The following is a 15,452-nucleotide window of genomic DNA, read 5'->3' as shown; positions in this document are numbered from 1 at the left end:
CGCCCACTGAATAAAGCCAGGTGACCAGTCACACGGGCTTTCTTACTTATTCTTCGTCGTCTTGATATAAGTCAACTGCAGCTGCTTCGAAGTCGCTATCTTCAGCAGGTACGAAAGTGCTTGTTGCAGATGGATAAATACCTAACTCGCGTGCATCTGTTTCACTTTTAATATCAATTTTCCAGCCAGTTAATTTCGCAGCTAAACGCGCATTTTGACCACGTTTACCGATTGCTAAAGATAATTGGTAATCTGGAACTACAACCGTTGTTGATTTTTCTTCTTCATTTACTTGCACATCTAATACTTTTGATGGGCTTAGTGCATTTGCTACGAATACAACAGGGTCTTCTGACCATTCAACGATATCAATTTTCTCACCGTTTAATTCATTAACAATTGTTTGTACACGAGCACCTTTTGCACCTACACATGAGCCAACAGGATCAACTTCTTCATTATGTGCATGAACAGAAATTTTAGAACGGTCCCCTGCTTCACGAGCAATTGATTTGATTTCTACAATGCCCTCATAAATTTCAGGCACTTCCATTTCAAACAAACGACGTAATAAACCTGGGTGTGTGCGTGATACGATTACTTGTGGACCACGTGTCGTACGTTCAACTTTTGTAATATAGACTTTAATACGATCATGTGGATTGTATGTTTCGCCTTGGATTTGTTCGTTTTGTGGTAATGCTGCTTCTACTTTCCCAAGACCTACGTAAATGTTACGTGCATCTAAACGCTCAACAACACCAGTTACAATATCATCTTCTCGATCTACGTATTGTTCATAAATTAAACCGCGTTCTGCTTCACGTACACGTTGTGTAACGACTTGCTTCGCTGTTTGTGCAGCAATACGGCCAAAATTACGAGGTGTTACTTCTTGCTCAACAATATCTTCTAATTGATAAGCAGGATTGATAGCCTTTGCATCTTCTATTGCAATTTGTAAACGATCATCGTCAACTTCTTCAACAACATCTTTACGTGAAAACACACGAATTGAGCCTTTGTCTAAATTTAAGTCTACTCGAACATTCTGAGCTTGGTTAAAGTTGCGCTTGTAAGCTGTTACTAATGCAGCCTCAATCGCTTCGATTAACACATCTCTTGAAATTCCTTTTTGTTCTTCCAGCGCCGTTAGCGCATCTAACAAATCACTACTCATTTTATTTTCACTCCTAAATATGCATTATGCTGAAAAATCGATGGCAAGACGTGCCAAGGCGATTTTTTCTTGTTCAATTGTTACTGTAATTTTCCGTGTTTTAACGGGTACTTCCATCACTAATGTATGTTCATCATAAGATGTTAAGTAGCCTTGGAATTCCTTCATGTCCTTAATAGGCTCATAAGTCTTCACATAGATAAACTTGCCAACGGCTTTTTTAAAATCAGTATCTTTTTTTAATGGACGTTCTGCACCTGGTGAAGATACCTCTAAATAATAATTTTGTGTAATAGGATCTTTTTCATCCAACAGTAAACATAGTCGTTCACTAACTTGAGCACATTGGCCAATGTCAATCCCACCCTCGGGTGTATCTACATAAACACGTAAAAACCAGTTACGTCCTTCTTTCACAAACTCAACATCCACCAACTCAAGATTTAACTCTTCGACAATCGGTGTAGCAAGTTCTTCAATTAAAGATGGTACTTTGCTCATTGTTTCCTCCTGCGTTTTTCAATTTCAGGCGTAATAAAACAGAAATTCCACCAGTGATGTTGGTGAAATTTGACGGTCTTACCTGCTGTTAGTCTAAAAAATTTGCTTTGCTTCGGTATAACAACAGAAAAGAGCGGGAATGCCCCACTCTTTTGCTGGAAAACTATCAACAAATTATTACCATAAGAATAGCACAATTTACGCTACAATGCAAACGACCTTATTTTAGGTCTAGCGCTTACTAGAAAAGCGATAACTGATTCGCATCAGGCATGCCTTCCAAACAACCTAATTGATCCATGTACTCAATTAATGTTTTCGACACACGACCTCGTTGCTGTAAATCTTCTTTCGATAAAAATTCACCATTCTCACGTGCAGCTACGATTGTTTTGGCAACGTTCGTTCCGAGTCCTGGAATGGCATCAAAAGGTGGAATTAAGGAATTGCCATCAATTATAAACTCGCTAGCTTGTGAACGATATAAATCAACCTTTTGGAAGCTCATACCACGTTCACACATTTCAAGTGCAAGTTCCATTACAGTTAGTAAGTTTTTCTCTTTTGTAGAAGCATCTAGTCCCTTAATATTGATTTCATCTATTTTTGCACGAATCATTTGAGAACCTTGCGTCATCGAAATTAAATCAAAATCATCTGCTCTTACTGTGAAGTAGGCAGCGTAATATAAGATTGGAAAATGCACTTTAAACCAAGCAATACGTACTGCCATTAAAACGTAGGCAGCAGCATGGGCTTTAGGGAACATATATTTTATCTTTTTACATGATTCGATATACCAACCAGGTACTTTATTTGCTAGCATTTCTGCTTCAAATTCTTCTGATAAGCCTTTCCCTTTACGAACAGACTCCATAATTTTAAAGGCTAAAGACGGTTCAAGTCCTTGGTATATTAAATACACCATAATGTCATCACGACAGCCGATTACTTCTTTTAATACGCATGTACCATTTTGAATAAGTTCCTGCGCATTACCTAGCCATACATCCGTTCCATGTGAAAGTCCTGAAATTTGGACAAGCTCTGAGAATGTAGATGGTTTTGTATCTTCTAGCATTTGACGGACAAATCGTGTACCAAATTCCGGAATACCTAATGTTCCCGTCTTACAACCAATTTGCTTTTCTGTCACGCCTAGAGATTCAGGTGAACTAAAAATTTTCATAACGAACGGATCATCTGTTGGAATTGTTTTCGGATCGATTCCAGATAAATCCTGTAACATCCGAATTACGGTCGGATCATCGTGTCCAAGTATATCGAGCTTCAAAATATTGTCATGAATAGAGTGGAAATCAAAGTGTGTTGTTTTCCATTCGGAATCCTGTGCATCCGCTGGGAACTGCACTGGTGAGAAATCATAAATGTCCATATAATCCGGTACAACAATAATCCCACCTGGATGTTGACCTGTTGTCCGTTTAACGCCTGTACAGCCCTGTACTAAACGGTCTACTTCAGCTCCTCGGAAATGAAGATTGTTGTCGCTCGCATAACCTTTAACGTAACCATATGCTGTTTTTTCCGCAACAGTACCTATTGTTCCAGCACGGAATACATATTCTTCACCAAACAGTACTTTAGTATAGTTGTGGGCCTGCGGTTGATATTCACCTGAGAAGTTCAAATCGATATCAGGTACTTTATCCCCTTTAAAGCCAAGGAACGTTTCAAACGGAATATCTTGTCCATCTTTTTTATATGGTGTGCCACACTCAGTACAATCTTTATTTGGTAAGTCGTAACCTGAGCTAACCGAACCGTCATTGAAAAACTCGGAATGCTTACAATTTGGACAAATATAATGAGGTGGTAATGGGTTTACCTCCGTAATCTCCATAAAGGTTGCAACTAATGAAGAACCTACAGAACCACGAGAACCTACTAAGTAACCGTCAGCAAGTGATTTTTTTACGAGCTTCGCGGAAATTAAGTAAATAACGCCAAATCCATGGCCTAAAATCGACTTTAATTCTTTTTCAATACGCGCTTTTACGATTTCAGGTAATTCTTCACCATATATACGATGTGCCATTTCATACGTTAAATTTGTTACTTCATCATCGGAGCCTTCAATTTTTGGCGTATATAAATCATCTTTAATTGGCTTCACATCGCCAATCATATCAGCGACTTTTTGCGTATTTGTGACAACTATTTCTTTCGCAAGATCAGGACCTAAAAAGTCAAAGTCCTTCAGCATCTCATCAGTCGTTCTAAAATGTACTTCTGGAAGCTTAGATTTATTTAAAATATTGGCGCCTCCTTGGGAACCAATCAATATTTGTCTAAACATTCCATCGTTTGGATCTAAATAATGAACATTGCCAGTAGCGACTACAGGCTTATTCATCTTTTTCCCGAGCTTTACAAGCTTGCGTATAATATCTTCAATTGTCCATTCATCACGGACGACATTACGTTCAATTAAAGGTGCATAAACAGCCTTTGGTTGCACTTCGATATAATCGTAAAATCTTGCAACCTGTTCCGCTTCTTCTGGGGATTTATTCATCATTGTTTCAAACACTTCACCGTTACTACAGCCTGAACCAATTAATAACCCCTCTCTATACTGTTCCAGTGTAGAGCGTGTTACACGAGGCACACGGTAGAACGTTTTTGTGTGAGAATGAGACACAATTTTAAATAAATTTTTCAAACCATCATTATTGACTGCTAGAATCGTACAATGCATCGGTCGCGCTTTTTTATATGCATCTCCACCACCAACATGCTTATTGAAATCATCGTGATATTTAATGCCTAGTTCATCGGCTTCTTTTAACAGATGCAACAATAAATAGCCTGTTGCTTCTGTATCATAAATCGCACGGTGATGCTGCGTTAATTCAATACCGAATTTTTTACAAAGAGTATTTAAACGATGATTTTTCATTGTTGGATGGAGCAAACGGGCAAGTTCTAGTGTATCGATAACTGGATGAATTGTTTCTTCAAGTCCGTATTTTTTATAGCCAGTATATAAGAAGCCCATATCGAAAGATGCATTGTGTGCCACTACGATAGCTTCCCCTATAAAGGCATGGAACTCATGGATAACTTGTTCCACTTCAGGCGCATTGCGAACCATATCATCAGTAATGCCAGTCAGTTCGATAGTCGTAGCTGACAGTGCATGATGTGGATTTGCAAAACTTTCGTATTTATCGATGACATGTCCACCTTTAATTTTCACTGCTGCGAGCTCAATAATTGTATCGTAGGCAGTAGAAAGACCTGTTGTTTCGACGTCAAAGACAACATATGTTGCTTCGTCTAATGCACGATGCTCGGAAGCATAAGCGATAGGTACACCGTCATCCACTAAATTTGCTTCTAAACCGTAAATAACTTTAATGCCATGTTTTTTCCCTGCTCCGTATGCATCCGGGAAAGATTGCACAACAGCATGGTCTGTAATCGCAATGGCTGGATGGCCCCATTTAGCAGCCTGTGCCACTAATCTATCTACTGGCGTTACCGCATCCATTTGACTCATCGGTGTATGCAAATGCAACTCTACTCGTTTTTCACCCTCTGGTGCCTTATCCTGGCGTGTTTCTTTTTTAATTTCATTGATATCATTTGCCATCACAATTAAATCACGAATAAAGGTATCGGTTTGAACTGAGCCACGTACTTTTACCCACATACCTTTTTTCAAATGCTGCATCAGTTCTGCATCGTCATTATCACGCGAGAACATTTTAACAACGATTGAATCTGTATAGTCGGTAATTTTAATTTGTAGAAGTGAGCGTCCACTTTTTAACTCTCTAATTTCTGTATCAAAAACAAAGCCTTCAATAATGACGCGTCGTTCTTCTTCCACTATGCGCTTAATTTCCATAATTTCATCGTCTTTAATTTGCATGCCAAGCTGGAATGGGCGATCGCCAAGCGCTGCCAATGCTGGGTTGTCCTTTTTATCCTGCTCACGTTTTTGGAAGTCTTGCATCGCTTGCTGTGCCATCGCTGCTTCCTCTAAACGTTTTTGCTCGATAAAGGCTTGTTGCGCCTCACGCATCTCATCTGTTTCCTCTTGGAGCATAAAATCAAACGCAATTTGCGGGAAACCAAATTGACTGTAACTCATTGCAAGCTTATCTGCATATTTTGTTTTTAGCATCATTAGTTCCATGTTCTGCACGCAGGACACCGTAATTTTTTGCCCATTCCACATCGGGATTTGCGATACAAGGCAGTTTTTTAACGGTGGCGCCATATCATCGATTTGCTCAATAATCGTTAACCAATACGATTGTATAAGTTCTTCCGTTACATCTTTTTCAACTGTTTCAAAGGTTGTTTCAATTTGCGCAATAACAGCGAATTTTTCAGCTAGATGTGTACGAAATAGTTGATATAACGGAAATGGAAGTATGCCACGTAATTTAATATTAAAATGCCAGAGTCTATTCTTTTTATGCACCGTTAGACGTGATAACTCGCCTTCTTCAAAAAAAGACATGTATACATCATCTGTTAACTCTAGTTGTTGCAAGAGCATTCGAAATCTCTGTCTTGCTTCTTGTTGCTGTTCCAATCGGTCGACACCTACTTTCATTTATAGAGAAGGAGGCAGTCTTAATAGCCTCTTGTTCTATTTTTATCTAGCGAATACTATTCAAATTTGAAGCAAAAAAATTCGCTCCCTTTCCACGGGCAAATCCGCAAACCTCACATTGTTTTTGCACTGTGAGATCTGCTTGGCTTCCCGTAGGAGTGTCGCGAATTCGTTTGCTTAATCCTCATTCTTCATTAAAAGATGCTTTTAGTATGAGCATCTAAATCTATTGAGCTTAATCTTCCCAAAGGATATTAATTTTTACGGAAAAATTCGTTTAAGCGATCAATGACCTCTTCTTTTTTCCACTCAAAAGTTTCGCCAGTTTGACGGAATTTCACTTCGACAACGCCTTCAGTTGCCTTTTTACCAACTGTTACACGAACAGGTAAGCCAATTAAGTCTGCATCTGCAAACTTCACGCCTGCACGTTCAGCACGATCATCTAAAAGTACATCATAGCGATACGATTTTAATAAGCCATATAATTCATTTGCTAACGAAACTTGTGTTTCATCTTTCGTATTAACAGGCACTACATGAATATCATAAGGAGCTAATTGTGTAGGCCAAGTGAAACCATTTTCATCTTGGAAATGTTCAGCTACAGCAGCTAATATACGTGATACGCCAATACCATAGCAACCCATAATAAACGGCTGTGCCTTACCTTGCTCATCTAAAAATGTACCATTCATTTTTTCAGAATACGTTGTACCTAATTTGAAAATATGGCCAACTTCGATACCTTCTGCAAATTTAATGATACCTTGTCCATCAGGAGATGGATCTCCCTCTTGGATAAAGCGGATATCTAAATATTCATTAATGGCGAAATCTCGCTCTGGGTTCACATTAACTAAGTGGAAGCCGTCCTCATTTGCGCCAGCTACACCGTTACGAATTGATTTAATGGCATGGTCAGCAACCACTTTCACGTCTACTGGTAATTTTACAGGTCCGATTGAACCAACACCACAGCCTAATAACTGACGAATCGCCGCTTCATCAGCAAGTTCTACAGAACCAGCATTTAGCGCATTTTTTAATTTAATATCATTTATTTCGTGATCACCACGAGCAAGTACAACAACTAATTCATCATCTATATTAAATACTAATGACTTGATGACATTAGATGGCGCCACTTGTAAAAATGCAGATACTTCTTCAATTGTTTTTTGATCTGGCGTTGCTACTTTTTCAAGATCTTTTAATTCGTCGTTGGCTGGTTGATACTCTACAGTCACTTCTGCCATCTCGATATTTGCAGCATAATCTGAAGTATCAGAGTAAGCGATTGTATCTTCGCCAATTTCAGAAAGCACCATAAATTCATGCGTCCCTTTACCACCGATTGAGCCCGCATCTGCAATAACTGCACGATAGTTTAAGCCTAAACGTGAGAAAATATTAGAGTAAGCACGATACATATCTTCATATGTTTCATCTAAGCTTTCACGTGAAGCGTGGAAAGAATAAGCATCCTTCATAATAAACTCTCTTCCTCGTAATAAGCCAAAACGAGGACGTTTTTCATCACGGAATTTTGTTTGAATTTGATATAGTGTTAATGGCAACTTTTTATATGATTTAATTTCATCACGCACTAATGTAGTAATTACTTCTTCATGTGTTGGTCCTAAGGCAAAGTCACGATTATGACGATCTTTCAATCGCATAAGTTCTGGACCGTATTTTTCCCAACGGCCTGATTCCTGCCACAGCTCAGCAGATTGCAATGCAGGCATTAATAATTCGATTGAGTTGATAGCTTCCATCTCTTCACGAATAATATTTTCAATTTTTGTTAACACACGTTTTGCAAGCGGTAAATACGAATATACCCCACTTGTATTTTGACGAATAAACCCTGCACGTAATAATTGCTTATGTGATTTTACATCTGCATCAGCAGGTACTTCACGTAGCGTTGGGATAAATGTTTTACTTTGCTTCATTCAGTGTTCCACCTTTTTAATAAATAAATTTATACTCTAATTAGCATAAACAAATTTAGCTTTGAACGCAATGTTTCAAAATAATTGCGCTCAAAGCTATTTTACAATTTAATTTCACTTAGGCATAACCTTATCTAAAGTTTACTTTGTATAAGTTTCAGACGTTGGAAATACGATTAAACTTGTTAGAAGAAGAATCGTTGTATATCATTCCACGTAACAACGACCATTAATATCATAAGCAATACGATACCTACGAAGTGAACCATACCTTCTTTTTGACGATCAATCGGTTTACCTCTTACAGCTTCAAAGCCAAAGAACAATAATCGTCCACCATCTAACGCTGGAAGTGGCAATAGGTTCATAATACCAAGGTTGATACTTAGCATAGCAGCAAAATTCATTAATGCGAAAATTCCCCATGCTGCAACTTCCTCAGTTGTTTTATAAATACCTACAGGTCCTGATAGTGCATCAATTGTAAACTTCCCTGTAATAAGCATTCCTAATAATTCAAAGATACGAACCGTCATATTATATGTTTCCTGTGCTCCGTAAACTACAGCCTTTATAGGATTAAAAACACGAGGACTTTCATACTTGACACCTATTTGCCCTAATGTTTCGCCATTACTTTCAACGGCCTTTACTGTCATGTTAAGGTTTTCTACTTGTCCACCACGCTCAACAGTTACATTAATATTTTGATCAGGGCGATTTTGTACTATGGCAGCTAAATCTTGCCACTTTTCAACAGCTTGTCCATCGATAGATGTAACCTTATCCCCTGCAAGCATACCTGCCTGTGCTGCTGGATCGTTTGCAACTACTTCAGTAATAATAGGCTCATATGTTGGTACACCATTTAACAAGCCGATTAACATATAGATGAAAAAGGCTAAAATAAAGTTAAATAATGGTCCTGCAAAAATTGTCATTGCACGTTGACCAACCGTTTTTGCGTTAAATTGACGATCGTATGGCGCAATAACGGTTTCTTTGCCGTTTTCTACAACAACACAATCTCTTGCAACACTATAACGAACTAATTTTTCTTCTTCATCATAGCCTTCAATAAATAAGTCTCGTTCTAAGTCAGCACGTTCCACTTCTAAAAATAATAAATCTGGTAATTGCTTATTATTTTGATTGAAAATGATTTTTTTTACGATATTATCTTCATTGACAATAATCCCTACACGGTAACCTGGCTGTAATTCAACACCATCCATGTCCTCCCCTGCCATACGGACATATCCACCGATTGGCAATAAACGGACTGTATAAATTGTTTCACCATGCATCTTACCATAGATTTTCGGACCCATACCGATTGCGAATTCACGAACCATAATTCCTGCACGTTTCGCAAAAAGGAAGTGACCAAGTTCATGGAAGAACACGAGCAAGCCAAATATTAAAATAAATGCAACGGCTGTTTGCATAATACCCCACCTCTTTAAAAGCGAATAGTTAACGATAGCTTCCTGTCGTTATTTTACCATGTCTAACACTATTTTTCTTGTTTCTCTGTCCACATGTAAAATTGTTTGTAAATCTGGTACTAAAATATTATTGTGCCCCTGCATTACACGTTCAATTGTTTCATCAATTTCAAGGAAAGTTATTTTCCCTTGTAAAAATGCTGCGACTGCTGCTTCATTTGCTGCATTCATTGCAGTTAAAATTGTACCGCCTGTACGCCCTGCCTCAAATGCTAATCGCAATGCTGGATAGCGATCAAAATCCATTTCTTTAAAATGTAGCTGACCTATTTGCGCTAAATTAAGTCGTTGACCATTATGAAGCGGTATACGGTCTGGATAGCTTAAAGCGTACTGGATAGGGACACGCATATCTGGAGTACCAAGCTGGGCAATAACACTAGTATCATGATACTCAACTAGAGAGTGAATAATACTTTCTCTGTGTAAAAGAACATCAATTTTATCATAAGGCATATCAAATAAGACATGTGCTTCTATGACTTCAAGCCCTTTATTCATCATCGTAGCGGAATCTATCGTAATTTTTGCGCCCATCGACCAGTTTGGATGATTGAGTGCATCTGCAACCGTAACATGTTTTAACTCTTCACGTGTTTTGTCGCGGAAACTACCACCAGAAGCTGTAATAATTAAACGCTCAATATTTTTTGGGTTTTCACCATTCATTGATTGGAATATAGCAGAATGCTCACTATCAACCGGTAATATTGGAGCATTGTATTTTTTCGCTTCAGCCATCACTAAGTGCCCAGCTGTTACTAGCGTTTCCTTATTGGCAATAGCAATTGTTTTGCCCATGCGAATTGCAGCTAGGGTGGATTCAAGACCAACGCTACCGAGCACTGCATTTACAAGTACCGTCGAATCAGGATGTGTAGCAACCTCTACAAGCCCCTTAGCACCAAATGTAAAGTGTACTTGCGGGTAGTCTTTTGCAAGCATACGTGCATCTTCCTCAAGCTGAACAGATACAAGTTCAGGCTGTAAGGTTTCAATCATTTCACGTGTTTTTTCTATGTTTTTTCCTGAAGAAAACGCTACAAGATGAAATTCATCACGTTGTTCTTTTAAAATATCATAGGTTTGCCAACCGATAGAACCAGTTGCACCCAATAAACTAATTTTTTTCACGACAAAACGTCCCCTTTTTCTATCTAAGTGAATCAATGGCATCATTCACATATTCATCAATCACATTGAAATCATTTTCATGAAAATAACTCAACCAAATAAACATTTCGCATTCAACTACTAAAAGATAATTTTTTTTGCTTATTTAGCTACCGAAGAGATGTAAAAAATGGAGTAAAGGCACTACGAATAATAAACTATCAAAGCGGTCTAAAATCCCGCCATGACCTGGTAAAATATTGCCCGAATCTTTCACGTCAAAATGGCGCTTTATCGCTGACTCCACTAAATCGCCCATCTGTCCAATGATGGAAGCAAAAATCGTAATAAAGATTAGTGAAACATAACCATTCGCAAATGGATAAATTGCTTGCATAGCGATAGCAAAAATGACTGCAATGACAATCCCACCAATAAAGCCTTCAATCGTTTTCTTCGGTGAAATTTCTGGCCATAGCTTATTTTTACCTATTTTTCTACCTACAAAATATGCGCCAGAATCTGTTGTCCACACAACAAGTAAACAATATACAACAAACTCAAGACCGAAGCTTCTAGTTTCAATTAAATAATGGAAGCCTAATCCTACATAAAACGCACCAAGCAAAATAAAGCCGATTTCGTCAAATGTGATTTTATTTTTCACTAGAACAACATATATAAGCAAGAGCATTACGAGTCCATAAATAACCATTAATACAGATGAGTAGCCAATTGCATGCACTACCTCATTTGCCCAGTTTTTTGGTATTACGAGCATAATAAGGGTTAATAAGCCTACCAACCCTGGTACTGAAAAAATTGAAATACTTTTCATCTTTAGTATTTCATAAAAGCCTACAACAGCCATTGCAAGCACAAATAGTGTAAATGGCACTTTTCCGTAAATGACAAACGGAATAAACAGTGCCGCTGCAATGATTGCTGTAATAATTCGCTGTTTCAAGATGTTTCTTCTCCCTTCAACCCACCGTAACGGCGATTACGTTTTTGATAGTTTTCCACCGCTTCCAGAAAGTTTTCCTCGTTAAAATCTGGCCACAATGTATCTGTAAACCAAAATTCCGTATAGGCGAGTTGCCATAACATAAAGTTACTTAAACGTACTTCACCACTTGTACGAATGAGTAAGTCAGGCTCTGGTAGATGAGCTGTCATTAAATGCGATGTCATACATTCCTCATTTAAGTCTTGTATTGTTAATTGACCGTCCTGCACTTTTTGAAGCATCGCTTTCATGGCGCTAACCATTTCTGAACGACTGCCATAATTCAAAGCAAAATTTAAAATTAACCCTGTATTATGCTTCGTCTCCTCCATTGCATCATACAATGCTTTTTGTGTATGTGCTGGCAAGAGCGTCGGATCCCCAATCATTTCAACACGCACATTGCGCTCCATCATTTCCGGTAAAAAAGAACCCAAAAATTCAACAGGTAAACGCATAAGAAAATCGACTTCTGGTTTTGGTCGTTTCCAATTTTCAGTAGAGAACGCATACACTGTTAATACTTTTATTCCAAGATCAGATGCAAATCTAGTTACCTTCCGTACCGTCTTCATACCTTCATGGTGCCCAGCAACACGTGGCATGGCACGTTTTTTAGCCCAACGTCCATTTCCGTCCATAATAATCGCTACATGGGCAGGAATCGGCTCGCTTTTCGAAAGGGCAACACGTTCCTCCAATGATAGTATATCCATATTTACTTGTTTACCTAATAGCTTCTTAAACATGCTAACTCCCCCACTACAACTAATCGGACGTATACTAACCTATCATAACAAACAAAAGTGCCTTTTGTCTTTTTTTTCCCTCTAATTGACTATGTATGAACTACCTTATTTTAGAACAACATATATCTCAAAGAAATCTTGTCTTTCTACATTCAGCAGCTGCTAGTAAGTCTAAACAAAACCGTAACTAGTTTACTAGTTTTACTTCAGTAAACCTTACTGCTCATACATTACATGTGAGAATTGTAGCATCGATAAGAATGAATACTTTTCAATAAAAGAGAAAAGACGTCCTGTTATATATAGGACGCCTTCATCTCATCAAAAAGTTCCATCTTAGAAATGTAAAGCGCCTGCTTACACTTCTAGAATTTCTTTTTCTTTGTCTTTCGCTACTTGATCTACTTTCACGATGAACTCATCTGTTAATTTTTGGATATCATCACCGTATCCACGTAAATCGTCTTCTGTGATTTCGCCAGCTTTTTCAAGTTTTTTAAGATCATCATTAGCATCGCGACGAACGTTACGTACTGCGATTTTTGCATCTTCAGCTTCTTTTTTCACTTGTTTTACAAGATCTTTACGACGTTCTTCAGTTAATGCAGGAATCATTAAACGAATAACAGAACCATCATTAGTTGGTGTAATACCAATATCCGATTTCATAATTGCTTTTTCGATTTCACCTAAAATTGTTTTATCGTAAGGTGTAATAACTAGCAAACGAGCTTCAGGTACAGCAACACCCGCAAGTTGGTTAATCGGTGTTGGTGCTCCATAATACTCTACAGAAATACGATCTAGTAGAGATGCGTTTGCACGACCTGCTCGGATTGATGCTAATTCACGTGAAAAAGCAGCAATTGATTTATTCATTTTTTCTTTAGCTTGTTCTAAGACTTGTTTAGTCATTATGCATTCCTCCTAACAACTGTTCCAATTTTCTCGCCTAGTACGGCACGTTTAATATTACCCTGCTCCGTAATCGAGAAGACAATTAACGGAATATCGTTATCCATACATAGTGTCGAAGCTGTTGAATCCATTACTTGTAACCCTTGCTGAATAACGTCTAAGTATGTGAGTGTATCATATTTGATGGCAGTAGTATCGACTTTAGGATCTGCAGAATAGACACCATCTACATTATTTTTCGCCATTAAAATAGCATCTGCGTCAATTTCAGCTGCTCTTAATGCAGCTGTTGTATCTGTAGAGAAGAACGGGTTACCTGTACCTGCAGCAAAAATAACTACACGTTTTTTCTCTAAATGACGAACTGCTTTACGACGAATATATGGCTCTGCTACTTGTGTCATCACAATAGAAGATTGCACGCGTGTTTCGATACCTAATTTTTCAAGAGCATCTTGTAATGCTAATGAGTTCATAACCGTTGCTAGCATCCCCATATAGTCAGCTGCCGCACGATCCATTCCCATTTCACTACCAATTTTCCCACGCCATATATTACCGCCACCTACAACAACAGCAACTTCTACATCAAGATCTACTACTTCTTTCACTTCTTCTGCAACAGACTTGATAATTTTTGGTGATAATCCGAAGCCAGCCTCTCCTGCTAACGCTTCACCACTTAGTTTAATAACTACTCGTTTATATTGTGGCACACTCATTGTAAACCTCCGTCAGACATTTATTTAAAACATTTCTATTCCTTTTCCATTATAGTATATCTAACAATAATTGCTAGTTGTGAAAAATGGTAATAGAAAATTCTATCGTTTTTTTCGCTCTTTTCGGAAAAATAGGGAACACGTTATGTTGTGTTCCCCATTTTTGTCTAGAAAATCTAGTTATTATTTGATTAGGATCAAATGTAAGCCAATCCATCAAGTGAACTAGTCTACGAATTAGTTACCTTTAACTTGGTTCATTACTTCTTCTGCGAAGTTATCTTCACGTTTTTCGATACCTTCACCAACAGCATAACGTACGAAGCCAGTTACAGTACCACCAGTTGTAGCAACGAAGTCACGAACTTTTTGGTCTGAGTTTTTAACGAATGATTGGTCAAGTAAGCAAACGTCTTCGAAGTATTTACCAAGACGACCTTCAACCATTTTTGCAACGATGTTTTCTGGTTTACCTTCGTTAAGTGCTTGTTCTGTTAACACTTTACGTTCACGGTCAACTTCTTCTGCAGAAACTTCATCACGAGAAACGTAAGTTGGGTTAATAGCTGCGATATGCATAGCAATATCTTTTGCAGCTGAAGCATCTGTAGAACCTTCTAAAGATACTAATACACCAATACGTCCACCCATGTGTAGGTAAGAACCAAATGAATCTGCATCAGTTTTAGTTTTCACTTCGAAACGACGAAGAGTAATTTTTTCACCGATAGTTGCAACTGCTGTTGAAATTTGGTCAGAAATTTTTACACCTTCTGCATTTTCAAGCTCTAATGCTACTTCTACTGATGCTGGTTTAGCAGTAAGTAATTGCTCAGCTAAAGAAGAAACTAACACTTGGAATTTATCGTTTTTCGCAACGAAGTCAGTTTCAGCGTTTACTTCAAGAATAATTGCTTCGTTACCTTTTTCTAGAATATAAGTAGTACCTTCTGCAGCGATACGGTCAGCTTTTTTAGCAGCTGAAGAAAGACCTTTTTCACGTAGGAAATCGATTGCAGCTTCTAGGTCACCGTCAGTTTGTACTAACGCTTTTTTACAGTCCATCATACCAGCGCCAGTTTTTTCGCGTAATTCTTTTACTAATTGTGCAGTAATGTTTGCCATTTAGTGTTGCCTCCTCAAATTGGTTAAACTATTTTAGTGATAGGTTCTAAAAAAGGTGATAAGGGTTCTGAG

Annotated in this window: 11 protein-coding genes; all 11 read right to left on the bottom strand. The window is 38.1% G+C overall.

Features of this window, described 5'->3' with window-relative positions:
• Window positions 1-46: 46 nt before the first annotated feature.
• On the bottom strand, window positions 47-1,180 hold the full coding sequence (gene nusA, locus ACIQXW_RS01080; RefSeq protein ID WP_340825803.1) for a transcription termination factor NusA: 1,134 nt from the start codon (window positions 1,178-1,180) through the stop codon (window positions 47-49).
• Between the two features lie 24 nt (window positions 1,181-1,204).
• On the bottom strand, window positions 1,205-1,681 hold the full coding sequence (gene rimP, locus ACIQXW_RS01075) for a ribosome maturation factor RimP (protein ID WP_340825805.1): 477 nt from the start codon (window positions 1,679-1,681) through the stop codon (window positions 1,205-1,207).
• A 241-nt stretch (window positions 1,682-1,922) separates the two neighbouring features.
• The gene (locus tag ACIQXW_RS01070) at window positions 1,923-6,254 is read right to left on the bottom strand and encodes a PolC-type DNA polymerase III (RefSeq protein ID WP_402759428.1); all 4,332 of its coding nucleotides are present in this window, start codon (window positions 6,252-6,254) and stop codon (window positions 1,923-1,925) included.
• A 275-nt stretch (window positions 6,255-6,529) separates the two neighbouring features.
• On the bottom strand, window positions 6,530-8,236 hold the full coding sequence (locus tag ACIQXW_RS01065) for a proline--tRNA ligase (RefSeq protein ID WP_402759426.1): 1,707 nt from the start codon (window positions 8,234-8,236) through the stop codon (window positions 6,530-6,532).
• Between the two features lie 185 nt (window positions 8,237-8,421).
• The gene (rseP, locus tag ACIQXW_RS01060) at window positions 8,422-9,684 is read right to left on the bottom strand and encodes an RIP metalloprotease RseP (RefSeq protein WP_340825811.1); all 1,263 of its coding nucleotides are present in this window, start codon (window positions 9,682-9,684) and stop codon (window positions 8,422-8,424) included.
• Window positions 9,685-9,732: 48 nt separating this feature from the next.
• Window positions 9,733-10,878, bottom strand: a complete 1,146-nt coding sequence (dxr, locus tag ACIQXW_RS01055) for a 1-deoxy-D-xylulose-5-phosphate reductoisomerase (RefSeq protein WP_402759424.1) — start codon at window positions 10,876-10,878, stop codon at window positions 9,733-9,735.
• A 145-nt stretch (window positions 10,879-11,023) separates the two neighbouring features.
• On the bottom strand, window positions 11,024-11,824 hold the full coding sequence (locus ACIQXW_RS01050; RefSeq protein ID WP_402759422.1) for a phosphatidate cytidylyltransferase: 801 nt from the start codon (window positions 11,822-11,824) through the stop codon (window positions 11,024-11,026).
• A complete protein-coding gene (locus tag ACIQXW_RS01045) occupies window positions 11,821-12,615 on the bottom strand; it encodes an undecaprenyl pyrophosphate synthase (RefSeq protein ID WP_340825816.1) in 795 nt (264 codons plus the stop codon). Before ACIQXW_RS01045 ends, ACIQXW_RS01050 begins: the two co-directional genes overlap by 4 nt.
• A gap of 357 nt (window positions 12,616-12,972) precedes the next feature.
• A complete protein-coding gene (gene frr / locus ACIQXW_RS01040) occupies window positions 12,973-13,530 on the bottom strand; it encodes a ribosome recycling factor (RefSeq protein WP_340825817.1) in 558 nt (185 codons plus the stop codon).
• The gene (gene pyrH / locus ACIQXW_RS01035) at window positions 13,530-14,255 is read right to left on the bottom strand and encodes a UMP kinase (protein WP_340825818.1); all 726 of its coding nucleotides are present in this window, start codon (window positions 14,253-14,255) and stop codon (window positions 13,530-13,532) included. The genes frr and pyrH overlap by 1 nt, the downstream gene beginning before the upstream one ends.
• 237 nt (window positions 14,256-14,492) lie before the next feature.
• Window positions 14,493-15,380, bottom strand: coding sequence for a translation elongation factor Ts (gene tsf / locus ACIQXW_RS01030; RefSeq protein ID WP_340825819.1), 888 nt, complete (start codon window positions 15,378-15,380; stop codon window positions 14,493-14,495).
• Between the last annotated feature and the right edge of the window lie 72 nt (window positions 15,381-15,452).

Source organism: Lysinibacillus sp. NPDC097162, from assembly GCF_044762185.1.
Classification (GTDB): Bacteria; Bacillota; Bacilli; order Bacillales_A; family Planococcaceae; genus Lysinibacillus.
This window is presented reverse-complemented; position numbering and strand designations above follow the sequence as displayed.

What these genes read in the sequence shown, in the direction of transcription:
- nusA (WP_340825803.1), bottom strand. Translation starts at nt 1,180, where the DNA reads ATGAGTAGTGATTTGTTAGATGCGCTAACGGCGCTGGAAGAACAAAAA.
- rimP (WP_340825805.1), bottom strand. Translation starts at nt 1,681, where the DNA reads ATGAGCAAAGTACCATCTTTAATTGAAGAACTTGCTACACCGATTGTC.
- ACIQXW_RS01065 (WP_402759426.1), bottom strand. Translation starts at nt 8,236, where the DNA reads ATGAAGCAAAGTAAAACATTTATCCCAACGCTACGTGAAGTACCTGCT.
- rseP (WP_340825811.1), bottom strand. Translation starts at nt 9,684, where the DNA reads ATGCAAACAGCCGTTGCATTTATTTTAATATTTGGCTTGCTCGTGTTC.
- ACIQXW_RS01045 (WP_340825816.1), bottom strand. Translation starts at nt 12,615, where the DNA reads ATGTTTAAGAAGCTATTAGGTAAACAAGTAAATATGGATATACTATCA.
- frr (WP_340825817.1), bottom strand. Translation starts at nt 13,530, where the DNA reads ATGACTAAACAAGTCTTAGAACAAGCTAAAGAAAAAATGAATAAATCA.
- pyrH (WP_340825818.1), bottom strand. Translation starts at nt 14,255, where the DNA reads ATGAGTGTGCCACAATATAAACGAGTAGTTATTAAACTAAGTGGTGAA.
- tsf (WP_340825819.1), bottom strand. Translation starts at nt 15,380, where the DNA reads ATGGCAAACATTACTGCACAATTAGTAAAAGAATTACGCGAAAAAACT.